The following is a 25,689-nucleotide window of genomic DNA, read 5'->3' as shown; positions in this document are numbered from 1 at the left end:
AATTTATTTTCTCTCCTGCTACATTTATATTTAAGTAAAGTTTTGTTCTATAAAATTTAGACTTCTTTTAAGCCTTTCTCTATAATTCCTCCACCTAAGCAAACTTCACCGTCATAAAAGACCACCGCCTGCCCTGGCGCAATACCTCTTTGTGGCTTATCAAAAATAACTTTGCATGTATTATTTTCTCCTAAAATCACCTTAACTCCTTGATCTGGTTGTCTATATCTAAATTTTGCTGTACAAGTAAAGTTATCTGGCATCTTCTTCTTGCTTATCCAATTTAAATTAGAAGCTTCTAATCCATAAGTAAAGGCTACAGGATTATTTTCCCCTTGTGCTACATATAAGATATTATTTTTAATATCTTTATCTACTACAAACCAAGGTTCACCTGTACCTCTACCTCCAATTCCTAGCCCTTTTCTTTGACCTATAGTATAATGCATAAGGCCTTCATGTTTACCAATAATCTCTCCATCTATAGTTTTCATAAGCCCCGGTTTTGCTGGAAGGTAATTATTTAAAAACTTTCTAAAGTTTCTTTCTCCAATGAAACAAACCCCGGTACTATCTTTCTTTTTTGCTGTAGTTAAATTATATTTTTCAGCTATTTCTCTAACTTCCTTTTTAGTTAAATGTCCAATTGGAAATAATGTCTTTGATAGAGCCTCTTGATTTAACATACATAAGAAATAAGTTTGGTCCTTATTATTATCCACTCCACGAAGCAAGCGATATTCACCATCATGATAATCTAGTCTAGCATAATGACCGGTGGCCATATAAGTGGCCCCTACTTTCATTGCGTAATCCAGAAAAGCTTTAAACTTAATTTCTTTATTGCACATTACATCTGGATTAGGTGTTCTCCCCTTCTTGTACTCCTCTAAAAAGTACGAAAATACCCTATCCCAATATTCCTTTACGAAATTTACAGAATAGTATCTGATACCTATTTCATCGCAAACCCTTCTCATGTCTTCGTAGTCATCCACTACAGTACAAAGTCCTTCATCGTCTTTTTCATCCCAATTTTTCATAAATACACCGATTACTTCATAACCTTGTTCCTTTAATAATAGTGCTGCTACAGAAGAATCAACTCCACCAGACATGCCAACGATAATTCTCTTATTCTGATTATCCATTTCATCCACTGCCTTCCTAAATTCTTTTTATTAACATTAACAATAAACTTATATAAACTGTATACTGTATAACAAACATGCAATTTGGAGGTTTATATGAATATTTATAGTGACTCTTTATTAAGAGTTCAGTCTTCTTATGAAATATTGGTAAACACTAATAAATTTTTATTGTCATTATTTAAAGATGGTAAGTTAGTTAAAAACTATCCCATAGCCATAGGTAAACCCTCTACACCTACTCCTAAAGGCACCTTTACAATAATAAATAAAGCCCATAATCCTGGGGGACCTTTTGGAGCTAGGTGGCTTGGATTGAGTATTAAAGGTTATGGAATACATGGTACAAATGATCCTTCATCTATTGGCAAAGCTGTATCTAACGGCTGTATTAGAACCTATAATGAAAACATAATAGAATTATATAATACTGTCCCTATTGGCACCACCGTAAAAATCTTATGATTCCTCATACTCTAGTTCTTCTATTATAAGTTTATCAAATTTTATTGATTCCATAAAATTATTATGATCAAAAATCACTTTATTACGTTTATTGAACTCTTCCAAGTTATAGGGAAGCCAGTAAGGCTTCTCTATATCTAGTTCTTCACACAAGATTGTTATACAAGCTTTTAAATTTGCTTGATAACCACCTTCTATATTTGAACTTACTACCTTATCTTTAATAATTTTATTGTTCTTTATAACCTTTCCCCATACTTTTAGCATATTTGATACCTCGCCATATATAATTATCCATTATAATAATAATTATTATTATTGTAAACAAACCTAATATAAATTTTATCACATAATATATAATTTTTCATATTTTATATTGTAATACTTAATTAGGAGTGTTAAATCTTGTACTACAATTATCCTTATTATGATTTTAGATTTGAAGATTCAGAAGAGATAGATGGGGTAAAGGATATAAAAGAGCTTTATGAACTTGAGACGGAAGACTTACCAGCTCAATGCCCCTATCGACAGGTTATTCCACCATTTTTCCCATTCAATGGCTTTACTCCTGATCAAAATGGTGCTCCTACTTCACCTCCACCATCCTTTACTCCAGCTAAACCAAGTACTCAAGTTCAAACTTATGGAGCTCCATCAGTACTGGCTATGGATCCTGGCGCCATAAGACCATGCACCTTTAGATTTGTATATATATGGCCTAGAAGAGGATCAGGATTTTGGGCCTTCCTAACCTTTGTAGGAAATAGATCTGCTTCAGGATTTAGATGGACACGTGGACAATGGAGATTTTTTGGAATGGATCTAAGAAATATTGAAAGTTTTCAGTGTTATTAAAAGAAAAGTGGCTATGCCACTTTTCTTATGCTTCATTTAAAAGCCATATGTAATAGTTTAATATACTTGAATAAGTTACAAGGATTATATATGGTAGCATAAGCAATCCCGCTGCCTTATATCCTTTGAGGAATTTTATTGTTGTTAAAACTGTAGTTAGTATTATTAATAAAGACAATAGAAAGGATATTCCATAAAGATTTAATCTAAAAAATATGAAAGGCCATAGGAAATTTAAAGTTACTTGTACTATAAAATAAAAAACTCCCCTCCTGTTATATACTCCTTCTCTGTTTTTGCTTATAAAAAGATAAGCAGCTATAGAAATTGATAAAAGTACTACTGGCCAAAAAATAATTAATATTACTGAAGGTAGAGCAAAAAAGGGTTTTCTTAAAATTTCATAATATCGTCCAGAACCTTTATTAAATATATTAGCAATGAATGCTAAGCCTTCAATAATAACTATTATTATTAATAATGTGCCCCAATCATTATTTTTAGAAACTTTTTTATTTTTCATATAATCATCCCCAATTAATATAAATTAATCCTCTATTAAATTTATTAAACAGATAATCATATTATGCTTTTAATATTATAATGATAATAAAAGGTCGCACTAATTAATAAAAAAACAAAGAAAAAAACTATTTTTTTGTATATTTATGCTATAATATTATATAGAATTTTGTGAAAGTGGTGATAATATGAGTAATTTAAAAGATCTTGACTGGAGTAACCTAGGTTTTAGTTACATAAAAACTGACTGGCGTTACATTTCCCTTTGGAAAGATGGGCAATGGGATCAAGGAAAGCTAGTAGAAGATAATAAATTAACTATTAGTGAAGCTTCAACTGCTCTTCATTATGGTCAACAATGTTTCGAAGGCTTAAAGGCCTACAGGACTAAGGACGGTTCTATTCAACTTTTTAGACCTGATGAGAATGCAAAAAGAATGAATTCTACCTGCCGAAGACTTTTAATGCCGGAATTCCCTGTTGAAAGATTTATAGATGCGGTAATTCAAGTTGTAAAAGCTAACGAAGCCTATGTACCACCCTACGGTACTGGAGCAACCCTTTATATTAGACCTTTCATGATTGGTGTAGGGGATAATATTGGTGTTAAACCTGCTTCCCAGTATATTTTTTCAGTATTTTGTGTACCTGTTGGCCCATATTTTAAAGGTGGCCTGACACCGGTAAACTTTTATGTAACGGATTTTGATAGAGCAGCTCCTAACGGTACAGGAGGTGTAAAAGTAGGAGGTAATTATGCCGCAAGTTTACTTCCTCATGAAGAAGCTGCAAAAAGAGGTTTTGCCGATTGTATATACTTAGATCCCGCTACTCATAGTAAAATAGAAGAAGTTGGAGCTGCAAATTTCTTTGGAATAACTAAAGATCATAAATTTATAACTCCTTATTCTAAGTCCATCTTACCAAGTATAACAAAGTATTCCTTAATGCACATTGCAAAAGAATACATGAACCTTGAAGTTTTAGAACAAGATGTATATATAGATAAGCTTGATATGTTTTGTGAAGCAGGAGCTTGTGGTACCGCTGCAGTTATTACACCAATAGGCGGAATCCAATACAAAGATAAGTTCCACGTATTTTATAGCGAAACAGAAGTAGGTCCAATTACTACTGAATTGTACAATACTTTAACTGGTATTCAATTTGGTACTGTTGAAGCTCCTGAAGGTTGGATATATAAAATATAATAGTTTTCTTATATGTTATAATGCCAAAGATAGGGCTATAAAGCTAGCTGTATCTTTGGCTTTTTAACTTTTTCTATACATTTATTATAAAATGCTTTATAATCTAACTGTATAGATTTATAAATTACAAAATATATTTTAGTAACTATTGCATTTTGAGGGGATTAAATTATGAATACTGGACTACCTACAACAAAAAACTTAGTAAAAAAACTTACAAGAGGTTATAGTATAAGAAAAGATGGCAGACTACTTAGAAATATAGATCCTATGAGAAAGCTTATGCCTTATCTCTTTAAGAGTCGTAACGGAAGCATTGTGCATGCTCCAGAAACTCTTGAATTTGATAATGCTAGAGAATTCATAAAAAAAATAGCTCGAGAAAATCCAGAATTGAATATAGGAACCTTTGAAATAATAGTAGCGGCTTTAGTAAGAACCTTATCCCAATATCCCTACTTGAACCGCTTTGTAGCTGGAAAAAAACTTTTTGCTAGAAATGACCTTTCTATCTCCTTTATTGTGCTTAAATTAGAAAATGGAGAATACAAAGAAACTAATGCAAAGGTGTACTTTTCTAGGGAAGAAACTTTGTTTGAAGTTGCCAAAAAAGTTAATGAACATATAAAGTTATGTCAATCTAGTTCTGACAAGAGTGATGATGAACTTATGAGAACTTTTACAAAATTACCATCACCTATTATTAGTTTATCTGCAAATTTAGCTAAGAAGCTTTGTGATTGGGGCTTACTACCTAAGAGTTTTATAGATGCTGTACCCCTATACTCTACAGCATATATTTCAAATCTAGGTAGCATAGGACATGATGCTTTAAATCATCATTTATATGAATGGGGTACCACTTCTCTTTTCTTGACCATGGGAAAACTAAAAAGAAGCAATGAAATTGATAAATACGGTCAAGTACATACGAAGACCTCATTAGATATCGTTGTAACCTTAGATGAACGTATTGCCGACGGTATATACTTAGTTAAAGCCCTTAAGTATTTTAAAAACTTAATAAAGCATCCTGAGAAATTGTTGGAACCACCTAAAGTTGTAGTTGAAGATGATGGTATATAGTTTTAATAAGAATTTTTCCCAACACTAATTTGATATTTATTAGATTTAAAAAAAGGAGTTATTATATAACGACCCCCAAAGTTAAACCGAAAAATCTATCCCTTGGAGGTCGTCTCATTAAATTAACTCCTTTTTACTATTGTTTTCTATTTTTATATCCCCTATGCAATAAAGCGTGGGCTAAAGGGCTGTTTGGATATTCTAAAAATTCATTATATATCTGCTTAATTATAGGATTTTCATGGGACTTTCTTATCGTCATATTTGAATCTCCTTCATACAATACTTCCATTCTCTTTCGTAGTATTTCTCTGTTTGCTCTAATAAATGGTTGCCCTCCACCATCTATGCAACCTCCTGGGCAAGCCATTACTTCAACAAAATCATACTTACATACTCCTGCTCTAATATCATCCATAACCTTTTTAGCATTGCCTAAGGAGGATATTACAGCTACTTTTAAATCAATATCCTCTAATTTCACACTAGTTTCCTTTATTCCTTCTAATCCTCTTACCTCATTGAACTCTAATTTGCCTAATTCTTTTCCAGTTAAAATTTCGTAAGCAGTTCTTAAAGCAGCCTCCATAACACCTCCGCTGTTTCCGAAAATCACACCGGCTCCAGTAGCTTCTCCTAAGGGATTATCAAATTCTTGCTCTTCCATATTTGTAAGATCCATACCTGCTTCTTTTATCATTTTAGCTAGCTCTCTTGTGGTAATAACTATATCCACATCTTTTATGGCATTTTTCTTAAATTCTTCTTCATTAGCTTCAAATTTCTTAGCTACACAAGGCATAACTGAAACTAGTACTAAGTTTTCTACTTCAATTCCTAACTTGTCCGCTAAATAAGTTTTTGCAATTGCTCCAAACATTTGCTGAGGGGATTTACAACTAGAAGGATAATCCAACATATCCCCATAGTTTGTTTCCAAGTAGTTAATCCAAGCGGGACAACAGCTTGTAATCATAGGAAGTCTACCACCATTTTTCAATCTGTCTACGAGCTCATTAGCCTCTTCCACAATAGTTAAATCTGCAGCAAAGTTAGTATCATAAACCTTTTTAAAACCTAAAGCCTTTAATGCTCCTACCATTTTCTTAGTTACATCAGTACCTGCAGGCAATCCAAACTCTTCTCCTAAGGCTGCTCTAACCGCTGGTGCTGTCTGAACAATTACATACTTATCCTTATCACTTAATACCTGCCAAACTTCATCATAATTATAGACTTCTCTTAAGGCACCGGTAGGACATACTGCTAAGCATTGTCCGCAGTAAGTACATTTAGTATCTACAAAAGGTTTACTCAAAAAGGATGAAATTACTGTATCAAAACCTCTGTTAACAGCAGTTAAAACATAAGTTTTTTGGATATCATTGCACACCGTAACACATCTTCTACAGAGAATACATTTATCCATATCCCTAATAACAGATGGTGAAGATATATCTATAGGATAAGTAGATATTTCACCTTCATACTTTATTTCTTTAACACCTAAATCCGCCGCTAATTTTTGAAGTTCGCATTTCAAATTCTTTTCACATTTTAAGCAATCTTGAGGATGATCAGAAAGTAATAGTCCTACTATGTTTCTTCTAGCATTAATAGCTCTTGGAGTATTAGTTTTTATAATCATTCCATCTGTAACAGGAGTGGAACAGGCCGGTGCTAAATTTCTTCTTCCTTCAACTTCTACTACACAAACTCTACAAGTACCATTACAATTCTCAGTACTTCCGTCCTGCATATTCATATGGCAAAGGGTAGGTATTTCAATATTCAATTTCTTAGCCGCATCTAATATAGTTTTTCCTTCTTTAATCTCAACCTCTCTATTATTGATGGTTATCTTAACCACACAGCACCTCCTACACCTTAACAATTGCTTTTATAGGACAAGAATTAAAACAAGCACCACATTTAATACACCTGTCTTTTTCAATACTGTGTTTTTCTTTTAGTTTACCCTTTATAGCATTTACAGGACACATTCGGAAACATTTAGTACATCCAACACATCTTTCAGTTATCATATAGCTTAGTAATCCTTTGCATTGACCTGCTGAACACTTCTTTTCTTTAATGTGCTCCTCATATTCCTTCATAAAATACCTCATAGTACTTAGTACCGGATTAGGAGCAGTCTGTCCTAAACCACATAAGGCTGTATCTTTAATAGTTTCAGCTAAGGATTCTAACTTTTTAAGATCCATTATATTAGCCTTACCTTCAGTTATTTTATTTAAAATTTCTAGCATTCGTTTGCTTCCAACTCTACAAGGCGTACATTTACCACAGGATTCATCAACGATAAACTCCAAATAAAACTTTGCAATATCAACCATACAGTTATCTTCATCCATTACAATCATTCCACCAGAACCCATCATTGAACCTATGTTGGTTAGAGAATCATAATCTATAGGAACATCTAACATAGATTCAGGTATGCATCCGCCAGAAGGGCCACCGGTCTGAACAGCTTTAAGTTTTTTACCATCTTTTATACCTCCGCCTATATCATAAATGATATCTCTTAATGTAACTCCCATAGGTACTTCAACTAAACCTACATTATTGATTTTTCCTGCTAGAGCAAAAACCTTAGTTCCTTTGGATTTCTCTGTACCTATTTTATTGAACCAAGAGGCACCTTCGTTAATAATTTTAGGTATGTTAGCAAGTGTTTCTACATTATTTACACAGGTTGGTTTATTCCATAATCCCCTTTCTGCAGGAAAAGGAGGTTTGTTAGTAGGTTCACCACGGGAACCTTCTATTGAATGAATCAATGCAGTTTCCTCACCACAGATAAAGGCTCCAGCACCTAACTTTATTTCAATATCAAAGTTAAAGTCTGTGCCAAAAATATCTTCTCCTAATAGCCCGTATTCTTTTGCTTGATTTAAGGCAATTTTTAACCTACGTATTGCAAGAGGATATTCTGCTCTAATATAAATGAATCCTTTATTGGCACCAATAGCAAAGCCACCAATAGCCATTGCTTCTATAACACTATGTGGATCCCCTTCAAGTATAGATCTATCCATAAAGGCTCCTGGATCTCCTTCGTCAGCATTACATATGATATACTTTTCAGTACTATGGTGGGATTTTACAAACATCCATTTCTTCCCTGTAAGAAAACCGCCTCCCCCTCTTCCTCGTAAACCAGATTCTGTTATTTCATTAATTACTTCCTCCGGTTTCATAGTTGTAATAACCTTTCCTAAAGCTTTATAGCCATCAAAGGCAATATACTCCCTTATGTCTTCAGGATTTATAACACCACAATTTCTTAAAGCAATTCTTAATTGTTTTTTATAGAAAGACATCTCTTCTTGAGTATTTACCTTTTTACCTATGGTAGGCTCTTCATATAGAAGCCTATCTATTATTTCCCCTTTTACAATATGCTTTGATATAATTTCTTCCGCGTCTTCAGGGGCAACATGTATATAAAAAATATTATCCGGTAGTATGTGAACAATAGGTCCTTTAGCACAGAAACCAAAGCAGCCTGCTAACACAACCTTTACCCTATTCTTTAATCCATGCTTTTCTATACTACTTTTAAGTTGTTCTACTATTTTATCTGATTTAGAAGACATACACCCTGTACCTTGACATACCAATATATGTCTTTCACTACCCTCATTGCTTAATTTACTAATCCTTCTTACGGAAACTAAAGAATTATATTTTTCTGCTAAAAGATTTAATTCTTCTAGGCTCTTTACCTTGATTTGGCTCATAGCATCACCTCAATCACTTATATTCATTAAGAAGTTTATCTATGTCCTTTTTGGTAAAGTGGCCATAAACTCTATTATTAACCATAACTACCGGAGCTAAACCACATGCACCAACGCATCTTAAGGTATCTATAGTATATAAACCATCCTTAGTGGTCTCTCCTTCTTTGATCTTTAATCTCCTTTTAAATTCTTCTACTATTTCCCCAGAACCCTTAACAAAACAGGCGGTTCCTGTACAAATATTGATTACATATTTCCCCTTAGGTTCTATGGTAAAAAAGGAATAAAAACTTACTACTCCATATACCTTTGAAACTGGGATACCTAATTTGTCAGCTACAAAGTTTTGAACTTCTTCACCTAAATAGCCAAAAAGCTCCTGTGCTTTATGAAGTACTGAAATTAACTCACTTTCTTTGTATTGACGTTCTTTTATATATTCTTCCAATTCTTTAAATCTGGGATCCCTGCACATAAAAATTACCTCCATATGGTTTAATATCCCTACAAAATTATTATATTAATTCGCTAATGTTTTAACTACAAATACTATTTTCCTATATAAAAAAATTACTATTAGTAATATTTAATTTACTAATAGTAATTTAAATGTTTTTATAATTTTACTGTTTTAATAATATTTTCTTCTGATACAATATAAATTTCACTTTTTTCTCTAGAATATTCAACCCTATCGTTACCAATTTCCATAATAGGTTCTTTACCTAAGGCATAAAAAATATCATCCGCCAAAGTTTTGCTGAATTCGATTCTGTCTTCCTTATGAAGTTCTTGCCAAATATCTTTCTCCATACCTAAGAAATTATAAATGTCCTCAATTTCCAATAAACCATCTGCTATTTCTTCGATTATTCTTTTGTATTCTCTAGAAAATCTCAATGACATCTTTATACAATCCTTTCATTTTTAAGCATACCAAGAGCTTCTTCTCTTTCCCTATTAAATCTATTATATACACTCTTTCTCACATCAGCAGAGCTACTTCTGAAATATATGTTTACCTTTTGTCTTTCATTATAAATTCCATTGATTATATTTTCATCTGAACTATTTAAATCTACTTTTGAAAATAGATTAACTGCTCCACTAACACCATGTTGTACTGCTGTGGACCACAAAACATTTTTTAGAGCATTAGACCTTCTATTAATGTCAAAATTATAAGTATTCTTTAACTTTTTAGCAGCTTCATCATAAAAAGCACTCTTAACGTAGTTATATTGTAAAGCTAAAAAACCTGCACTATCATTTTTAGCTATAGATTGCCAAGCCTTATCAAAATTCATTCCATAACTATTGCCATCCATAGCTTTAGCTTGAACTAAAGTATTATAATAGTCATAATTTGAGTTTTTTAAGTAATTAATAAAAGATGTTAAAGATCCTGTTTTAGAGGAAAACTGCCAAGCGCCATAGGACTTACCACCATAGTCACCGGGATTATTTGCAATAACTCCCGGTCTTCCATTAGATTCATACTTGGCAGATAAGGCTCCAAGATCTTTACTGTCAATGTATGTCACATTGGATTTAGTACTTCCATAGTTATTTTGTACATATCCTCTTGAGCTCATATTAAGAGAACCTAGTAAATCTAAGGATGACCCTAAATCTATATCATTATCTCCACTAATTTGAGATAGCAATAAAGTACTCATTAAACTACTGGAGCTTGTACTACTTCCTTCAATCATCATTTCATATATTTTTTGAAAAGCTATAATAGCTAATTGTTTCTCTGCTTCTACTGCACTATTAACTTTATTATTAGATAAACCGCTACTTAATAACTGGGTCAAATAACTTACCTGTAAAGAGGTATTATCCATTTTACATCCTCCTCTTTAAATCATCTCTTTGAATTTCAGTAACACTGTTTAAATTATAGCATAATTCAATCTATTTATAAAGCCATTATGCTATTAAGCAATTTTAAAAATTTTTCAATATTAAAATATATTTTTTGATAATTCCGTATAATTATGCGGTGAAATTTTTATTTATTCTTGAATTTATTTTACTTTTATAGTATTCTGATAATTAGATTATAGTAATCCATCCACAATTTAACTGCATATTTTTCATTAATAGCATGTTTATGTAGAAAGGTTGAAATATTATGAATATGAAATTTATTAAAAAACTTCCAACAGCAGAAGAAGTTATAAAAGACATACCTCTCAGCCAAGAATTATCTCAAGTAAAAAAAGATAAGGACAAAGAAATTGAAAAAGTATTTAAGGGTGAACTAGACAAATTTATTCTTATTATTGGGCCATGCTCCGCTGACAGAGAAGATTCTGTTTTGGATTATATATACAGATTGGCTAAAGTACAAGAGAAGGTCAAAGATAATCTTATATTAATTCCACGAGTTTATACTAATAAACCAAGAACTACCGGCTTAGGATATAAAGGAATGGCTCATCAACCAGATCCAAATAAGGCTCCTAATATTGAAGAAGGTATAAGAGCAATTAGAAGATTACATTTAAAAGCTTTATCAGAAACTCATATGGTTACAGCAGATGAAATGTTATACCCTGAAAACTATACTTATTTGGCAGACCTACTAAGTTATGTAGCTATCGGTGCAAGATCTGTAGAGGACCAACAGCACAGATTAACAGTTAGTGGAATGGATATACCAGTAGGTATGAAAAATCCTACATCAGGAGATATTACCGTTATGCTTAACTCCGTAGTAGCAGCACAAAATTCCCACACCTTTCTTTATAATGGATTTGAAGTGGAAACAAAGGGTAATCCTTTATGTCATACTATTTTGAGAGGTGCTGTAGACTCATACGGTAGAAATATACCTAACTATCACTACGAAAATCTTCTTGAGTTAGCTAAGGCTTACGAAGAAAGAAAGTTAGCTAACCCAGCTATTATCGTAGATACAAATCATTCTAATTCTATGAAGAAGTTCTACGAACAGCCTAGAATCGCTAAAGAAGTATTATTCAGTAGAAAATGGGACTCAAAACTAAAAAAATTAATTAAAGGACTAATGATCGAGAGTTATATAGTAGAAGGTAGCCAAGATGTTAATTGCCATGTATATGGTAAATCTATAACAGATCCTTGTTTAGGATGGGAAGATACAGAAAAACTTATATACTATATTGCAGAAAATATATAAAATAAATAAGATACCATACTTAATAGTTTTTTAGTATTAAGTATGGTATTTTTCTTCTTTTAACAATATATTTCTGCTATAATTCTTCATCATATTTTACTCCGTATGTTTCAAATCTCCCCTGCTTACAAATTCAAATAAACCATGAAACTCATAGAAGTTTGTAAAGTTCTATGAGTCTCATGGTTTATTTTTACTTTAATCCTTTAATTTTTCCACGTAAAGCTTTAATTCTTCCATTAACATATTCTATTAACTTATTTTCATCATTTTTAAACTCCATAGGAGCTTTAGTTACTATGTCAATAATATCTAGTTTATTTCCTTTTATTTGTTCTGATATTATAAGAGCTAAACACCTATTTTTAACCTCCCAATAGGCCTGATTAAACTCTGTAGCTTGCCATTTATTATAATATCCCCTTTCAATTCCAAACTGAAATAGATCTGCTGCCGCTTCCAATTCATCCAAGTCCTCTGCTTGAAGGGTTTCTTTTATAAGCGTATCAAATGATTTCATCATAACACCTCTTTATTTTAAGTATAAATAATTTCAGACTTTACAAAGCATTATTTTCTTCAATTAGTAGAAAATTAATGAATATCCATATGCCCCGAAGTTTCTTATCCTAAAAACTCTGGATTCTCTATATGATCAGCTCTTATGGCTTTTCTCAGTATTGTAAAATTAATTTTAGAACCTTCCTCTTCTAAATTAATAGGATATTTATTCTTGCAAGTTTTGCATAATAAATACTCCTTAGACTCTGTCTTTTCTCTATTATCAAAAAGAAAAGGTAGCTCTTCTGTTTTGTCTAAATTTTCATCATTACTATCAATATTTATTTTATAAGTATAAATATATGTTACTTTACGTTTAATTTCAAACTCCTTACTATTACATCTAGGACAATGTAAGTTTTTGCTCAATTCCATCTCTGAACTTCCCTCTCTCTTTTTCTAATATATTGGATTATAATTATAATTATAGTTAATATTAAAATATTTTACTTTAACTTATTACTTTTACTTAAAAATTATATATGCTATAGTATTTCTTGTATAGATTTTTTTATCCATAAGCTAAGAGAGAGAAATAAATTAGTAAATATAAGCTAGATTCAAACATAGTTAAGCTTTAAAATCATAATTAAAATGCTTAATGCAGGAATAGGAGTTAATTATTATGACAAAAAGAATTTTTAAAGGTAGCGCTATGCTCAACCCGGTGCCGGTAGTATTAATTACTTCTTTGAACGAAGACAAATCTGTGAATGTATTTACTGTTGGTTGGATAGGTACTGCTTGTACTAGACCTCCAATGATTTCAGTGGCTATTCGACCAGAACGATTATCCTACAAAAATATTAAAAATCTTGGTGAATTCGTAGTTAATCTTCCAACAAAAGATTTATGTAAAAAAGTGGATTATTGTGGAGTTAAATCTGGATTAAGCCATGATAAAATAAAAGAAATGGCCTTCACTTTGGAAAAGTCTAATAGTATTAGTACCCCAAGTATAAAAGAATGCCCAGTAAATTTAGAGTGCAAAGTAAAAGAAATAATTCCATTAGGCTCTCATGACTTATTTATTGCAGAAGTTTTAAGTGTAAAGGTGGAGGAAAACTTAATAGATGCCGCAGGTAAAATACATTTTGAAAAAGCTAATTTAATAACTTATTCTCATGGAGAATACTTCCCTCTTCCTTCTAAATCTATTGGAACCTTTGGATACTCTGTGAAAAAAAGAAGCACTAATAAAAGTAAAAAGGGTAAGGGTAATTAGTTTCCTTCACCCTTAATATGCTTATTTTAAAACTCAGAGCCTTTAATTTTAAAACCGTTAATTTCAATGTCTTCGTCCAGCTCTATAAGTAAACACTTTTTCCCTTGCTTGTTTCTAATTTGCTTAATTTTACTTAGTGCACCAGGCGCTATACTAATACTTGCCTTTTCACTTTCAATTTTCACTGATTTACTCTTTAAATCAGGTAAAATATTATCCACCTTAAAATCGAAATTAGTATTACCTAAAGTTTCTTCATAAGCTTCTTCTAATTTCTCAATTTTTTCTTCTTCTATACCACTGCTAGCCAAAACACTTTTTACATCTCTTATTGATAAAAGAGCTTCCTCGCCTTCTTCAATATCTTCTGCCTTTATAGCTATGTTTTCGTAAATTGTTTGCATAGTCTCCGGTTCTATTGCATCCCCAACAACCTCTTTAATTATGGCATTAAAGCAATTTTTCTCTTCTGCCGCAGTTATTTTTATAGTTGCATTTAATACATCCTCTATAAAGCTAAGATTAACTTCATTATTTTTTGATGAATAATACATAACATGATTAACATCTGAATAATTGTTGTTAAAACAAGGGAACATGAAACCATCCATAGGTGAATTTAAATTAATTATAGCATCTAAAGAAGAATTAGTTCTAAATTCTCTGTTTATATAATCAAATTGAATTGCCTTTTTAGGGTATTCTACCTTATTAATACTACCTATAATAAATTTAAAGGAATAAACATTATCATCTTCCGCCTCATCAGCTTCTATATTTCTTTTTTTAGCTCCCTTCCAATACTCTCCATATACAAAGGTAATTACTATATCATTTTCATATTTATAATTATTGGCTAGCTTATTTACAATTGCATCAAGAGCCATAAGTCTTTCATCTTTATCTTCACTCTCTAAAGCAATATGCAAAAATTTTTGAGAGTTATCATCAAAGTCAGTATTAGAAAAGTCCAATTGAAATAGCTTGGTATCTAAAGCTCCACCCAATATTTTTTTAAAGTTTTTTATGTACAATTCTTGTGATTCTTCATCTAACATATTCATATTCTTAACTTCTTTATGGATAATTTCTAAATTATCTTTTTTTAGATAGATGCTGTATAAATCATTAAGTTGAAGCATTATGCTTCCTAACTTCATATGTTTTCTCATATCAGCCAAATCTTTTTTTATCATTGCTTATTTCTCCTTGTACATAGTTTTTACCGAAGACGTACCATATATAAATTTATCACAAAGATTGTATTAATTCAAATCAAATTAAAAAAACAGCATTAAGCTGTTTTTTTTAATGTTATAGTATTTAATCGTGTTCCATCCATGTACTGTACAGAAAAATTATACCCATCGCCTAACACCGATAAAAAACTTTCCAACCATGCTTGCCTTAAATCATAAAAGTGCTGAACATTTCCTCCAACTATTTTCCAATTATCACTATGAATACATTGGGTTGAAATCCATGCAATCCTATCCTCCCCATCTTCTATCACTCGGTCTACAGCATCACAGGGCATACCCTCTAAAATAAAATCATTTATTACCCTATAAGCTTGATTAGCTGAGGAAAGCTGATAAATTTCATTTGCTTTTTTCCCTTTTTCCTCTCCATCCTCTCTAAAAATCTGTTCAAGGTTCTTTTTATATTCAATTTTTACAGATAGGATATTGGTTATCCATGATGCCATTCTAGATTCAGTCCTACATATTTTATCTTGCAACCATCCATGAATGTTGGATTCATTAATAATTGCTTCTAAAGGTTCTTGACCTGTAGTAGGACCAAATTTACTAATAATATCTGACTTCCAATGTGCAGCCTCTAACAATCCCTCTTCAAAGGCAAACTTTTCAATTTTATTTTCTAATTCCTCTGAATATTTTATTTTATTAAAGAGCCAATAGTGAATTTTCCCTAAATACTTACTCATAATTTTCCTCCTAAATAGAACAAGCTTCAACAATAAAATTGTTTTATTAGTTTACTTCAAGGAAATTATATCATTCATATTCAGAGGAATCTGTATCATAAGTTACCTAAATTTAAATTTACCTTTGAAACTTATATCAGAAAAATAGCTAATCAGAAAAAATATCAGAAAACTCTAATTGAATACTTTTATCATGTTCTCTTTGTAAATCCTCTATTATAACTTCTTGTGGATTAATCTTTTCTTCTTCCACTTTTCTTACTGGCAATCGTATAATAAATTCGCTACCGACACCTAATTTACTTTTTAAGGTTATACTTCCCTCATGCATTTTTACCAAGGATTTTACTAAAGATAAACCAATTCCACTTCCCTCTGTTCTTCTAGTAGTAGTTTTATCAACCTGTGCAAATCGTTCAAAAACATAGTCTATTTTGTCATCCGGTATACCTATGCCAGTGTCTCTTACTCTAATTTCTACAAAGCTATCTAGATCTATTATGTTGATAAATATTTTTCCCTTTTCATTAGTAAACTTCACAGCATTAGACAATAAATTTAACATTACTCTTTCAATCTTTTCTTCATCAATTGCTAAATACTTCTCCTCAACATCCGTATCAAAAATAATATCTATATCCTTTGATTTAATATACTCTGCAACAGATTGAGTTAAGTCCTCAATTACCGTAACTATATTACAATTTCTTAGATTCAATTTAATATATCCTTCATCTAAACGACTAATATCAATTATATTATTAATAAGTCTTAAGAGCCTATAACAATTATTATGCATAATTTTTAAATACCTCTTTATTGATTCATCTCCTAATTGTCTAGTAGGTTCAAGACTTTCAAGAAGCTGCAAAGTACTACTAATTACATTTAGGGGAGTCCTAAGCTCATGAGAAATATTGGTAAAAAATTCTGTTTTCAGTTTATCATATTCTATAAGCTTATCCATTTTTCGTTCACTTTCAGCATTTTTTAAGTTTAAATCTTGCACTTGTTTTTTTACAACATTCATACGCTTTGCAAGAGATATGGCCTCTGCTACAGAATATTTAAGATTAATTAAAGTGTTAACTCTTGAGATTAATTCTTGCCTATTAAAAGGTTTGCTTAAATAATCATTAGCTCCCCGTTGAAAAGCTAATGTCAAATTTTCAATACTACTATCTGCCGTCATTATCAGTATAGGTAATTGAAAACTAGTCTTTTTTTCCCTAATAATGTTAACTACTTCATCCCCTAATAAATCTGGCATCATCATATCAAGTATTACCAAATCTAAATCATCATTTTCTTCTATTATATTTATAGCATCCTTGCCATAAGCAGCTTTAAATATGACTGTACTTTCATTTATCAAATAGTTTTCTAGAACTTTTTGATTTATATAATCATCATCAACTATTAAAATTTTCGTTGCATTTTTGATGAGACTGGCTGATTGCATTATATTAAAGCTATTTTTATCATTAAAACTAATATTAGTAGTTTTATCAAAGGTCTCTTTTTCTAGCTTTTCTATTTCGTTAGCAGGGCAAATTGGTAATGTGAAAGTTACCTTTGTTCCTTTGCCAATGATAGAATCTATCGATATAGTTCCCCCATGTAACTCTACTAGCTGCTTAGTAATGTATAAGCCTAAGCCATTACCACTAGATTTGCGCGAAATTTCATCCTGTTCATAACTATCAAATATTGCATCTAATTTATCTTTAGGTATCCCTACTCCTGTATCTTCCACGCAGATTTCAACAAAATCCACTTTCTTTTTGTAAGATACTGTAATATTACCTTCCTTTGTAAATTTTACAGCATTTCCTATTAGATTAAATAGTATTTGCTGAATTCTATTTTCATCACCGTAAATTAAAGGAATATTAGCATCAATATCATTTATAAATTCTACCTTATTTGTACCTTCAATAGACTGACAAAATCTTATTGTTACTCTTATAATTTTTTCAAGATTAACAGGCTTTTTCTCAAGACTAATATTTTTAAGTTTTAATTTAGAGAAAACTAAAATATCCTCTACCAAGTTTGCTAATCTTCTAGCGCTATGATTAATTAACAATAAATCTTCATTGTATTCTTCTGATAAGTGCTCAGCTTTATTTGATAACAACCCTTCTGTCAAACCAATAATACCATTAAGAGGAGTTTTTAGTTCATGTGATATCACTGCTAAGAAATCATCTTTTAATTTATTAATAGTTGCTAACTTGTTTGAGTTGTTTTCAGCCTGAGCAAAAGTCTTAGATTGCCTTTTAGCAAAAGCATATGATACCGTTATAATAAAAATTAAGATTCCTAATGGTGCAAAAGAACTGGTTATTATTACGCTGTATTCGTATAGAACATCATTAATTACTGTTAGTAATAATGTAAATACTCCACTGCAAATAATATATTCACTTCCGAAATTCTTTAAATAGCTCTTATATAACTTAAAAAAAATGTATATCAGTAAAAAAATAGCTAATATCTGATATGGAATAATCACATCCATATAATATTTCCATGGGGTTACTAAAATCAAAATTATATACAGCCAAATAGAGGTTTTTGATATTTTTACAATATATTTTGATATGATATCAGGATAAAAACTATTTATAAATAGGATAATAAAAGGTATATATAAATAGAAAGTCCAATGCATTATTTTTCCTGATAATATGTAACTAAAGTTTGGAAATAGTGTGATAAAAAATCTTTCTCCTAAGAATAAGGTTCTAACAGCTACTATTAAACAAACTATAGATAAATATAAAGCACTTTTATCCTTTTTCCTAAATATATATAGGCCCAAAGCATATAGAGCTGCCAATACCGTAGAGCCAAATAAAAACATTTCAAAAGCTAGACGCTTCTCATCATACAGAGTTATTTGCTCCATGGTACCAATAAATATATTATCAACATAACCATTTTTAGGATAAAAATTACTTACTTGAAGTGTAATATATACTTCCTTACCTTCGCTATGGAAATAAGCATATTTGGAAATCAGTTGAGGATTCATACTTTTTTTATCTTTTCCAACAGTTCCTACAGAAATAATTTCTCTATCATTTATCCAAAGTCTATAAGCGCTTTGTATATATTTAACATCTATCGAGTAAAGATCCGCTTCTTTATTTGCTAGTAATTTTAATCTATAGGTCCCATAACCATGTCCTGCATAAGAACCTGGTATTATGTACTTTTCACCTTTTAGATTATTTTCACCTTTAAAATCCTCTGGATATAATAGTTGGTCTTTATAATATATCCATTCCCCCTCTAATTTTAACATGCCATCATTTTCACAATCCCAGTTTCTTAAATCAATGACACCATTTACAGCTTTAGGTGGAGTTTTGCCATAATTTGCTTCCACCATAGACCCTCTTATGACTCCTACAATTATTAATGTAATAAATATCAAAGCCAAAGTTAGCTTTAACTTAGCACAAACTATTTTCTTCATCGTTAACTTCCTTTATCGTAAAAATTTCATATACAATAATTATTATTTTAAAACCCAAACTAGAAATATCTGTTAAATACCTTTTCCTTTATCATTTCAATCTCGTACTTATAAGGTGACTTTTTATTCCCTTTTCCATCATCTACATAAGGTGTTTCTAATATTTTAGGAATATCTTTAAGGGATTCATGGTGAGCAATATAACATAAAGCATCGAATCCTATATAACCATAACCTATTAACTCATGCCTATCCTTTTTACTACCTAAAGGATTCTTGCTATCATTTAAGTGTATAACCTTAAGTCTGTCCAAACCTATTATTTTATTAAATTCCTCTAACACAAGATCAAATTTATGAACTATGTCATAACCAGCATCATGAACATGACAGGTATCCATGCAAACACTAATTTTCTCATTATATTTAACGCCATCTATAATTCTTGCTAATTGCTCAAAGCTCTTACCACATTCAGAACCTTTACCAGCCATAGTTTCTAAGGCAATCTGTACAGATTGATCTTTAGTAATTACTTCATTTAAGCCTTCTATAATTCGTTCTATTCCTTTATCTTCACCAGCACCAACATGGGAACCTGGATGTAGAATGATTTGCTTTGCTTTTTTCAAAGCTTCTGCACGCCTTATTTCTTCTCTTAAAAAATTAATAGCTAATTGAAATATTTCCATTTTTACGCTATTTCCTAAATTAATTATGTAAGGGGCATGAACGATGATTTCATCTATATTATTCTTTTTCATAAAATTAATAGCAGCCTCAATATTTAGGTTCTCTATAGGTTTTCTTATAGTATTTTGAGGTGCTCCTGTATATACCATAAAAACATTAGCACCGTAAGATGCCGCTTCTTCAGCAGATCCTAAAAGCATTTTTTTACCACTCATAGATACATGAGAACCTATTTTTAACATAGTAATCTCCCACCTTTAGCAAGTAGTTTATCTTTTGTTTTATCTTTTTCTCAAACCCTTTAAATAATCTAAAGCTTCTCTAACCTCAGAAAGAGATAAATTCCCCTTCTCCAATTCCCAATCTTCTTTATCCAAAAGCCTAGAATAAAAATCTATTCCTAATTTAATTACTCCTTCATTGTCTTTGTTCTCTTCTAATAATTCGTAATATGCATCTTCAGCTTTATCAAAGTTTTCCAAAAGTTCAAAGTGTTTCATAATTATTTCATAAGCTTTTTGCCCCATTTCATAGCTACTTAAATAATCAACTATACTTTCCATTGATTCTTTTGAAGTCCCTAAGGTTGTTCCCTTGTCTAATGACAAAGCCCTATTAAAAACATAAAGGCTTTTTAACTTGATATTTAGGGCCTTGCTAGTATTATTTTGACAGTCATACAAATCGCTTTCTGCTTCTAAAAGTTTAGCCAATATAACTAATTTATATATCTCCGCAGCTTCATGTGCACTAATTAAGCCAATCACATCGTCTACGCTTAATTTTTCTACTAATTCTCCATTTAATCCAAGTAATTCTTTATAAGCTTTTTTTATATACAAAAGACCTTCTTCCCATTTTAATTCACTTTTATATTCTAATATTTTTTTTAAAATTTCAGAAAGCTCTAATAGCTTTGCATCATTCAAATCATTTTTTATCATTAAAACCAACTCCAGTTTAAAGAATCATAATTTACTACCTTAATATTATATCAATGGATTAGACTATATACCAGTATGAGAAGTATTAAACTTACATGTGCTTGAACATTGCTTTAATTTACAATATAATTTTTAAACATTAATATCTATATTAAAAGGCACCAAGGTGCCTTTAATTAAAAATTATATCTTAATCTAAGTTAGCCACTATTATGATATATACTATTTAATTTATAAAATCTAAACTTTAAGAGTTTTGGATTACAGGTATATTAATAATAGAATAAGGATACCTATAACTACATTCTATACAAGATAAGAAATATAATGCAATAATAAATAATATTTCATTACTTATTTGCTGATCTTTATCCCTTAACTTTGAGCCTGTCCCCTTATTGGAAAATTGAAGTATAATTAATATTAATATAGCAATTTGTGATAAACTGCAAATACAACTTTGTGCATATGTGCTAATTGGCACTTTTATAAGCTCCTCTTTTTTCTTTCTTCTACTCATCTTCCTCCCGCCTTTTACTTATTTAAATATTTAAAGAGAGAGCTAAAAGCTCTCCCAGTATTTTTAATATGCTCCTTTACCGCAACCAGCGCATGTTAAGAAGAATAATGCAATTATAAATAATACACCATTACCTATTTCATTTTTTCCATGATTTCCACCGTAACTTCCCTTTTCCCCCTTATTTTTAGAGAACTGAAGAACGATGAGAATCAAAATAACTAGTGTAGGAAAGTTACAAATGCATTTGTTATCTACTCCTCTAAACATAGGAACATTTAATAATTCTTTGTTACAGCATTTTCTACTCATGGGTACCCTCCTTTACTATTTACAAATGTTTTTCATTTTTACATCTTGTTTTTTATATAATTTATATTTTTTAGCGTCTTCCACAACCTGCACAGGATAGGAAGAAAAGTGCTATAATGAATAATACACCATTGCCTATTTGATCATATTTATCCTTATGGCAGCCTTCATAATCCTCATCATCATGGCCGTAGTTTTTATTCTTATTGCTGAATTGAAGTACAATTAATATTAATATTACTAAAGTTGGAAAATCACAAAGGCATCTTGATCCTCCAACATAGCCGCCCATAAATCCTCCAGGAAGGTTACTACCATGATAACAGCCTGTCATCCCTTTATTTCACTCCTTTTTTCTTGCTTTTTCCTTAACTAATTTTCCTCTTAGGATGCATATTATTTATCTTCATAGTATATGCTATGATGGGTATTTCACATTTGTCACAGATTTAGCAAAGAAAAAATTTGCTTATTGTCTTATTAACTCAATTGCAATATATTATTTTTGATAGGATAATTAATATAAAAAGGATGGACAAACATATGAGAGGTAAAAAATTATATAATGCAATAAATCATTTTAAAACTATAACTAATCATAAAATCTTAGTAATGAAATATTGCTTTAAGGTTGGTCTATATAAACAAGGGCTTTTACATGACCTATCTAAATACTCCTGGGTAGAGTTTTCCGCAGGTGTAAAATACTATCAAGGAAACCGCAGTCCTAATGCTATAGAAAAGATTGAAGAAGGTTACTCAAAGGCCTGGCTACATCACAAAGGAAGAAACAAGCATCACTTTGAATATTGGATTGATTACGGCGTTAATCCATCTGAAGGACTAATTGGGATGAAAATGCCAATTAAATATGTAATAGAAATGTTTTTAGATAGGATGTGTGCTTCAAAGAACTATGAAAGGGATGCCTACAAAGATACTTCTCCTCTTGAATATTATAACAAAGGTAAAGATTATTATATTATTCATGATGAATCAAGAGCATTGCTTGAATTGCTCTTGAATAAATTGGCAAGTGAAGGAGAAGAAGCAACTTTAAACTATATAAAGAAAGAGTTACTTAATTGAAAATAAACAAAACCGAAAAATCAATAATTTTTATGATATAATATTTTTTAAAGCAAAAGTGTAGGAGGTCTAGAAATGAATAATGCGGATAAACAATATTTAACCTTGGTGAGAGATATTTTAGAAAATGGTTTTTATGAAACAGAAAATAGGACAGGAATGCCAACCTATAAGCTTCCACACAAAATATTTCAATTTGATCTTCAAAAGGAGTTCCCTATTCTCACTACTAAATTTGTAGCCTTTAAAACAGCAGTGAAGGAACTATTATGGATTTATAAGGATCAATCTAATGATGTAAAAAAACTTCAAGAGCAAAATGTACATATCTGGGATGAATGGATGCAGGAAGATGGTACAATTGGAACTGCTTATGGTTGGGTTGTTAAAAAATATAATCAAATAGACACTTTAATAGAAAACATAAAAAAAGATCCTCAAAATAGAAGACATATAATGAGTCTATGGCAAATTCCTCACCTAGAAGGCGGTTCACTATATCCCTGTGCCTTCATGACTATGTGGGATGTTACAGAAGACAGGTTAAACTGTATGCTAGTACAGCGTTCAGGTGATGTTCCTCTAGGCGTACCCTTTAATATGTGCCAATACGCAGTGTTAGTTCATCTAATAGCTCAAGTAACTGGCTATAAGCCTGGACTCTTTACCCATGTTATTAACAATGCTCATATATATGAAAATCAAGTAGAAGGAATGAAACTTCAGCTTACAAGAGAGAATGATGCATATCCAAGTCCAAAGCTTTGGATAAATCCTGAAATAAAAAACTTTTATGATTTTACTATAGATGATATTAAATTAATAGATTATCAGCATCATCCTGCTATTAAAATGGAGGTATCTGTATAATGCTCAGTATTATTGTTGCAATTGCTAACAACAATGTTATAGGAGGTAACAACGGTTTACTTTGGCATCTTCCTGAAGATTTGAAAAACTTTAAAAAAATCACAATGACAGGTAGTAAAAGTATGATCATGGGCAGAAAAACCTTTGAATCCCTTGGTAGAGTATTACCTGAAAGAAAACATATAATTCTTACTAATAATAAAGACTTCTATGTTGATAATGAAAATGTTAATATTATCCACGATATAGACTCCTTAAAGCCTTATATAAATTCTGAAGAAGAATATTTTGTAATTGGCGGTGGTGAAATTTATCGACAACTTCTTCCTTATACTTCAAAAATGTATGTTACAAGAGTTTTTGAAGATTTTCAAGGTGATACTTATTTCCCTCAATGGGATGAAAATCAATGGGATGTAATTGAGGAAAGTGAATTTATTAACACCGATAAATATCCTTATAAGATGATTACTTACCTGAGAAAATAATAAAATGCACCCTAATGTTACATTACTTAACTATAGGGTGCATTTTTATATATTTACAAGTCAATTCCACAGGTCTTTTGTCAGCTCTTCTATTTCTTTTTTTCTTTTATCTGTAGCTTCCCTATCTATAGTAATCTGATTTTCTTTAATCTCTAGAACATCCCCTTCCTTTGCTTCTGGTGGTAACTTAATTCTTTCAATATCTATCATAGTTCTGTCATTCTTTTCACAAACTGCATACTCTCCCTCAAATCTGTCTATTACAACTTTCATCATCTACCTCCTCTCACTTCAAAAGAACCTTATCTAAAAAAGTCTTAACTCTTCTTTGATATTCTTTCATGTTTATAGTATAAGCTTCTCCATGTCCCGCTCCTTCAACTATTAATAACTCCATGTTCTCATTATTTTCATCATAAAGTTCATAAACCATGCTAGTAGGAACAAAATCATCTTTATCACCATGAATAAAAAGCACCGGCAGCTTACACTTTTTTACTTGGTCTTTAGCAGAAGCTTCTTTAAAATTATACCCTGCCCTTAGTCTACATATTAAACTAGTGGCTGGTATTAGTGGATACTTAGGCAAACCATACATTTTTCTTGCTTGATAGCTCATAATTTCTTCTACTGAGCTGTAACCGCAATCTGAGATTATTCCTTTCACGTTTACAGGCAGTTCTTCCCCAGAAGTCATCAATACAGTGCTGGCCCCCATTGAAATACCATGTAAGATTATTTTCTGATTTTTACCTTTGTTCTTAATTATATAGTTTATCCAATTTATAATATCAAGCCTATCATGCCACCCGAAACCTATATAGTTACCTTCACTTTTTCCATGACCTCTTAAATCCGGCATTAAAATATTAAAGTCCAATTCATCATGATAAAATTCAGCGAAGTAACCCATGTTCTTTCCATGGCTGCTGTATCCATGTACAAGAATAATAGTTATATCTGACTTTTCTTTTGCTTCAATATAGTATCCATTAAGTTTCAAACCATCATGAGATAATATAGTAACATTCTCATATTTAACATTCTCCATCCAACTTAAGCCTCTATGATTTGATTTACTTATGTTATCTGAAAAGTCATCATTATTACTTAAAAACTTTTTTTCACTCCTGAGTATAGCTAAATTATAAAAATATTGTGATGCAATAATAACAATTATTAACAATACTAATAATATTACAGAGACAATTATATATAAATTCACTATATTTACCTCCAAATCATATTTTATAATGGTACGTCAACTTTTACCCCCTATTTCAATGACGAGAAATTAACTATAATAACCCATCCTAT

Annotated in this window: 29 protein-coding genes; 9 read left to right on the top strand and 20 right to left on the bottom strand. The window is 30.9% G+C overall.

Annotated elements, in window-relative coordinates:
- Window positions 1–56: 56 nt before the first annotated feature.
- On the bottom strand, window positions 57–1,151 hold the full coding sequence (mnmA, locus tag N3C_RS03325; RefSeq protein WP_074364735.1) for a tRNA 2-thiouridine(34) synthase MnmA: 1,095 nt from the start codon (window positions 1,149–1,151) through the stop codon (window positions 57–59).
- A gap of 96 nt (window positions 1,152–1,247) precedes the next feature.
- On the opposite strand from mnmA, the gene N3C_RS03320 reads away from it, so the two are divergent.
- A complete protein-coding gene (locus N3C_RS03320; RefSeq protein WP_074364657.1) occupies window positions 1,248–1,616 on the top strand; it encodes a L,D-transpeptidase in 369 nt (122 codons plus the stop codon).
- Here N3C_RS03320 and N3C_RS03315 read toward each other — a convergent pair.
- On the bottom strand, window positions 1,611–1,883 hold the full coding sequence (locus N3C_RS03315) for a hypothetical protein (protein WP_074364656.1): 273 nt from the start codon (window positions 1,881–1,883) through the stop codon (window positions 1,611–1,613). The two genes, N3C_RS03320 and N3C_RS03315, sit on opposite strands and share 6 nt — an antisense overlap.
- 138 nt (window positions 1,884–2,021) lie before the next feature.
- Between N3C_RS03315 and N3C_RS03310 the strand changes: the two genes are divergently transcribed.
- A complete protein-coding gene (locus tag N3C_RS03310; RefSeq protein WP_074364655.1) occupies window positions 2,022–2,474 on the top strand; it encodes a hypothetical protein in 453 nt (150 codons plus the stop codon).
- Between the two features lie 25 nt (window positions 2,475–2,499).
- Here N3C_RS03310 and N3C_RS03305 read toward each other — a convergent pair whose 3' ends face one another.
- Complete coding sequence (locus N3C_RS03305) at window positions 2,500–2,997, bottom strand: TspO/MBR family protein (protein ID WP_074364654.1); 498 nt, start codon at window positions 2,995–2,997, stop codon at window positions 2,500–2,502.
- A gap of 187 nt (window positions 2,998–3,184) precedes the next feature.
- Between N3C_RS03305 and N3C_RS03300 the strand changes: the two genes are divergently transcribed.
- Both N3C_RS03300 and N3C_RS03295 read left to right on the top strand, forming a co-directional pair.
- Window positions 3,185–4,207, top strand: a complete 1,023-nt coding sequence (locus N3C_RS03300) for a branched-chain amino acid aminotransferase (RefSeq protein ID WP_074364653.1) — start codon at window positions 3,185–3,187, stop codon at window positions 4,205–4,207.
- A 171-nt stretch (window positions 4,208–4,378) separates the two neighbouring features.
- Window positions 4,379–5,293, top strand: a complete 915-nt coding sequence (locus N3C_RS03295) for a 2-oxo acid dehydrogenase subunit E2 (RefSeq protein WP_074364652.1) — start codon at window positions 4,379–4,381, stop codon at window positions 5,291–5,293.
- A 136-nt stretch (window positions 5,294–5,429) separates the two neighbouring features.
- On the opposite strand, the gene N3C_RS03290 is transcribed toward N3C_RS03295, so the two are convergent.
- From N3C_RS03290 to N3C_RS03270, 5 genes are all read right to left on the bottom strand, one after another.
- Entirely contained in the window at window positions 5,430–7,163 is a 1,734-nt protein-coding gene (locus N3C_RS03290; RefSeq protein WP_074364651.1) for an NADH-dependent [FeFe] hydrogenase, group A6, read from the bottom strand.
- Between the two features lie 10 nt (window positions 7,164–7,173).
- Window positions 7,174–9,060, bottom strand: coding sequence for an NADH-quinone oxidoreductase subunit NuoF (nuoF, locus tag N3C_RS03285; RefSeq protein WP_074364650.1), 1,887 nt, complete (start codon window positions 9,058–9,060; stop codon window positions 7,174–7,176).
- Window positions 9,061–9,073: 13 nt separating this feature from the next.
- Complete coding sequence (locus N3C_RS03280) at window positions 9,074–9,538, bottom strand: NADH-quinone oxidoreductase subunit NuoE family protein (protein WP_074364649.1); 465 nt, start codon at window positions 9,536–9,538, stop codon at window positions 9,074–9,076.
- A 140-nt stretch (window positions 9,539–9,678) separates the two neighbouring features.
- Window positions 9,679–9,969 carry a hypothetical protein gene (locus N3C_RS03275; protein WP_074364648.1) on the bottom strand — a complete coding sequence of 97 codons (291 nt, stop codon included), beginning with the start codon at window positions 9,967–9,969 and terminating at the stop codon, window positions 9,679–9,681.
- 2 nt (window positions 9,970–9,971) lie between these two features.
- Window positions 9,972–10,913 (bottom strand): VgrG-related protein, encoded by a 942-nt coding sequence (locus tag N3C_RS03270; protein ID WP_074364647.1) that lies wholly within the window; start codon window positions 10,911–10,913, stop codon window positions 9,972–9,974.
- A 290-nt stretch (window positions 10,914–11,203) separates the two neighbouring features.
- On the opposite strand from N3C_RS03270, the gene N3C_RS03265 reads away from it, so the two are divergent.
- Window positions 11,204–12,232: a 3-deoxy-7-phosphoheptulonate synthase gene (locus N3C_RS03265; RefSeq protein ID WP_074364646.1), complete on the top strand. Its 1,029-nt coding sequence runs from the start codon at window positions 11,204–11,206 to the stop codon at window positions 12,230–12,232.
- A 193-nt stretch (window positions 12,233–12,425) separates the two neighbouring features.
- Here the strand turns inward: N3C_RS03265 and N3C_RS03260 are convergent, their stop codons facing one another.
- Together N3C_RS03260 and N3C_RS03255 are read right to left on the bottom strand one after the other, a co-directional pair.
- Window positions 12,426–12,752: a hypothetical protein gene (locus N3C_RS03260; RefSeq protein ID WP_074364645.1), complete on the bottom strand. Its 327-nt coding sequence runs from the start codon at window positions 12,750–12,752 to the stop codon at window positions 12,426–12,428.
- A gap of 104 nt (window positions 12,753–12,856) precedes the next feature.
- Window positions 12,857–13,168 (bottom strand): hypothetical protein, encoded by a 312-nt coding sequence (locus N3C_RS03255; protein ID WP_083604400.1) that lies wholly within the window; start codon window positions 13,166–13,168, stop codon window positions 12,857–12,859.
- A gap of 250 nt (window positions 13,169–13,418) precedes the next feature.
- Here N3C_RS03255 and N3C_RS03250 point away from each other — a divergent pair, with 250 nt between their 5' ends.
- On the top strand, window positions 13,419–14,018 hold the full coding sequence (locus N3C_RS03250) for a flavin reductase family protein (protein WP_074364644.1): 600 nt from the start codon (window positions 13,419–13,421) through the stop codon (window positions 14,016–14,018).
- Between the two features lie 26 nt (window positions 14,019–14,044).
- On the opposite strand, the gene N3C_RS03245 is transcribed toward N3C_RS03250, so the two are convergent.
- The 8 genes from N3C_RS03245 to N3C_RS03210 form a co-directional block, all read right to left on the bottom strand.
- Complete coding sequence (locus N3C_RS03245; RefSeq protein ID WP_074364643.1) at window positions 14,045–15,214, bottom strand: DUF4317 family protein; 1,170 nt, start codon at window positions 15,212–15,214, stop codon at window positions 14,045–14,047.
- Window positions 15,215–15,312: 98 nt separating this feature from the next.
- Entirely contained in the window at window positions 15,313–15,969 is a 657-nt protein-coding gene (locus N3C_RS03240; RefSeq protein WP_074364642.1) for a hypothetical protein, read from the bottom strand.
- 148 nt (window positions 15,970–16,117) lie between these two features.
- Window positions 16,118–19,456, bottom strand: coding sequence for an ATP-binding protein (locus N3C_RS03235; protein WP_074364641.1), 3,339 nt, complete (start codon window positions 19,454–19,456; stop codon window positions 16,118–16,120).
- Between the two features lie 59 nt (window positions 19,457–19,515).
- Window positions 19,516–20,391: a deoxyribonuclease IV gene (locus N3C_RS03230; RefSeq protein WP_074364640.1), complete on the bottom strand. Its 876-nt coding sequence runs from the start codon at window positions 20,389–20,391 to the stop codon at window positions 19,516–19,518.
- Between the two features lie 39 nt (window positions 20,392–20,430).
- Window positions 20,431–21,093, bottom strand: coding sequence for a DUF6483 family protein (locus N3C_RS03225; RefSeq protein ID WP_074364639.1), 663 nt, complete (start codon window positions 21,091–21,093; stop codon window positions 20,431–20,433).
- Window positions 21,094–21,340: 247 nt separating this feature from the next.
- Window positions 21,341–21,613, bottom strand: a complete 273-nt coding sequence (locus tag N3C_RS03220) for a hypothetical protein (protein WP_074364638.1) — start codon at window positions 21,611–21,613, stop codon at window positions 21,341–21,343.
- A 63-nt stretch (window positions 21,614–21,676) separates the two neighbouring features.
- Window positions 21,677–21,925 carry a hypothetical protein gene (locus N3C_RS03215; RefSeq protein ID WP_242944033.1) on the bottom strand — a complete coding sequence of 83 codons (249 nt, stop codon included), beginning with the start codon at window positions 21,923–21,925 and terminating at the stop codon, window positions 21,677–21,679.
- A gap of 70 nt (window positions 21,926–21,995) precedes the next feature.
- A complete protein-coding gene (locus N3C_RS03210) occupies window positions 21,996–22,259 on the bottom strand; it encodes a hypothetical protein (RefSeq protein ID WP_074364637.1) in 264 nt (87 codons plus the stop codon).
- A gap of 209 nt (window positions 22,260–22,468) precedes the next feature.
- Between N3C_RS03210 and N3C_RS03205 the strand changes: the two genes are divergently transcribed.
- The 3 genes from N3C_RS03205 to N3C_RS03195 all read left to right on the top strand — a co-directional run bounded on the left by N3C_RS03205 (window position 22,469) and on the right by N3C_RS03195 (window position 24,372).
- A complete protein-coding gene (locus N3C_RS03205) occupies window positions 22,469–23,014 on the top strand; it encodes a DUF5662 family protein (RefSeq protein ID WP_074364636.1) in 546 nt (181 codons plus the stop codon).
- 75 nt (window positions 23,015–23,089) lie between these two features.
- Window positions 23,090–23,884 carry a thymidylate synthase gene (locus tag N3C_RS03200; protein WP_074364635.1) on the top strand — a complete coding sequence of 265 codons (795 nt, stop codon included), beginning with the start codon at window positions 23,090–23,092 and terminating at the stop codon, window positions 23,882–23,884.
- Window positions 23,884–24,372: a dihydrofolate reductase gene (locus N3C_RS03195; protein WP_074364634.1), complete on the top strand. Its 489-nt coding sequence runs from the start codon at window positions 23,884–23,886 to the stop codon at window positions 24,370–24,372. Before N3C_RS03200 ends, N3C_RS03195 begins: the two co-directional genes overlap by 1 nt.
- A 60-nt stretch (window positions 24,373–24,432) precedes the next feature.
- Here N3C_RS03195 and N3C_RS03190 read toward each other — a convergent pair whose 3' ends face one another.
- Window positions 24,433–24,645, bottom strand: a complete 213-nt coding sequence (locus N3C_RS03190) for a DUF3006 domain-containing protein (protein ID WP_074364633.1) — start codon at window positions 24,643–24,645, stop codon at window positions 24,433–24,435.
- A 13-nt stretch (window positions 24,646–24,658) separates the two neighbouring features.
- Window positions 24,659–25,597 (bottom strand): alpha/beta hydrolase, encoded by a 939-nt coding sequence (locus N3C_RS03185; RefSeq protein ID WP_242944032.1) that lies wholly within the window; start codon window positions 25,595–25,597, stop codon window positions 24,659–24,661.
- Window positions 25,598–25,689: the final 92 nt, after the last annotated feature.

The organism is Clostridium sp. N3C (assembly GCF_900095445.1).
GTDB lineage: Bacteria > Bacillota > Clostridia > Clostridiales > Clostridiaceae > Clostridium_AU.
Note: the sequence above shows the minus strand (reverse complement) of the source record. Positions and strands in the feature narration are given on the sequence as shown.

Excerpts from the sequence above, each read along its gene's own strand:
- mnmA (WP_074364735.1), bottom strand. The coding sequence starts at position 1,151 with ATGGATAATCAGAATAAGAGAATTATCGTTGGCATGTCTGGTGGAGTT.
- N3C_RS03320 (WP_074364657.1), top strand. The coding sequence starts at position 1,248 with ATGAATATTTATAGTGACTCTTTATTAAGAGTTCAGTCTTCTTATGAA.
- N3C_RS03315 (WP_074364656.1), bottom strand. The coding sequence starts at position 1,883 with ATGCTAAAAGTATGGGGAAAGGTTATAAAGAACAATAAAATTATTAAA.
- N3C_RS03305 (WP_074364654.1), bottom strand. The coding sequence starts at position 2,997 with ATGAAAAATAAAAAAGTTTCTAAAAATAATGATTGGGGCACATTATTA.
- N3C_RS03300 (WP_074364653.1), top strand. The coding sequence starts at position 3,185 with ATGAGTAATTTAAAAGATCTTGACTGGAGTAACCTAGGTTTTAGTTAC.
- N3C_RS03295 (WP_074364652.1), top strand. The coding sequence starts at position 4,379 with ATGAATACTGGACTACCTACAACAAAAAACTTAGTAAAAAAACTTACA.
- nuoF (WP_074364650.1), bottom strand. The coding sequence starts at position 9,060 with ATGAGCCAAATCAAGGTAAAGAGCCTAGAAGAATTAAATCTTTTAGCA.
- N3C_RS03280 (WP_074364649.1), bottom strand. The coding sequence starts at position 9,538 with ATGTGCAGGGATCCCAGATTTAAAGAATTGGAAGAATATATAAAAGAA.
- N3C_RS03275 (WP_074364648.1), bottom strand. The coding sequence starts at position 9,969 with ATGTCATTGAGATTTTCTAGAGAATACAAAAGAATAATCGAAGAAATA.
- N3C_RS03270 (WP_074364647.1), bottom strand. The coding sequence starts at position 10,913 with ATGGATAATACCTCTTTACAGGTAAGTTATTTGACCCAGTTATTAAGT.
- N3C_RS03265 (WP_074364646.1), top strand. The coding sequence starts at position 11,204 with ATGAATATGAAATTTATTAAAAAACTTCCAACAGCAGAAGAAGTTATA.
- N3C_RS03260 (WP_074364645.1), bottom strand. The coding sequence starts at position 12,752 with ATGAAATCATTTGATACGCTTATAAAAGAAACCCTTCAAGCAGAGGAC.
- N3C_RS03255 (WP_083604400.1), bottom strand. The coding sequence starts at position 13,168 with ATGGAATTGAGCAAAAACTTACATTGTCCTAGATGTAATAGTAAGGAG.
- N3C_RS03250 (WP_074364644.1), top strand. The coding sequence starts at position 13,419 with ATGACAAAAAGAATTTTTAAAGGTAGCGCTATGCTCAACCCGGTGCCG.
- N3C_RS03245 (WP_074364643.1), bottom strand. The coding sequence starts at position 15,214 with ATGATAAAAAAAGATTTGGCTGATATGAGAAAACATATGAAGTTAGGA.
- N3C_RS03240 (WP_074364642.1), bottom strand. The coding sequence starts at position 15,969 with ATGAGTAAGTATTTAGGGAAAATTCACTATTGGCTCTTTAATAAAATA.
- N3C_RS03235 (WP_074364641.1), bottom strand. The coding sequence starts at position 19,456 with ATGAAGAAAATAGTTTGTGCTAAGTTAAAGCTAACTTTGGCTTTGATA.
- N3C_RS03230 (WP_074364640.1), bottom strand. The coding sequence starts at position 20,391 with ATGTTAAAAATAGGTTCTCATGTATCTATGAGTGGTAAAAAAATGCTT.
- N3C_RS03225 (WP_074364639.1), bottom strand. The coding sequence starts at position 21,093 with ATGATAAAAAATGATTTGAATGATGCAAAGCTATTAGAGCTTTCTGAA.
- N3C_RS03220 (WP_074364638.1), bottom strand. The coding sequence starts at position 21,613 with ATGAGTAGAAGAAAGAAAAAAGAGGAGCTTATAAAAGTGCCAATTAGC.
- N3C_RS03215 (WP_242944033.1), bottom strand. The coding sequence starts at position 21,925 with ATGAGTAGAAAATGCTGTAACAAAGAATTATTAAATGTTCCTATGTTT.
- N3C_RS03210 (WP_074364637.1), bottom strand. The coding sequence starts at position 22,259 with ATGACAGGCTGTTATCATGGTAGTAACCTTCCTGGAGGATTTATGGGC.
- N3C_RS03205 (WP_074364636.1), top strand. The coding sequence starts at position 22,469 with ATGAGAGGTAAAAAATTATATAATGCAATAAATCATTTTAAAACTATA.
- N3C_RS03200 (WP_074364635.1), top strand. The coding sequence starts at position 23,090 with ATGAATAATGCGGATAAACAATATTTAACCTTGGTGAGAGATATTTTA.
- N3C_RS03195 (WP_074364634.1), top strand. The coding sequence starts at position 23,884 with ATGCTCAGTATTATTGTTGCAATTGCTAACAACAATGTTATAGGAGGT.
- N3C_RS03190 (WP_074364633.1), bottom strand. The coding sequence starts at position 24,645 with ATGAAAGTTGTAATAGACAGATTTGAGGGAGAGTATGCAGTTTGTGAA.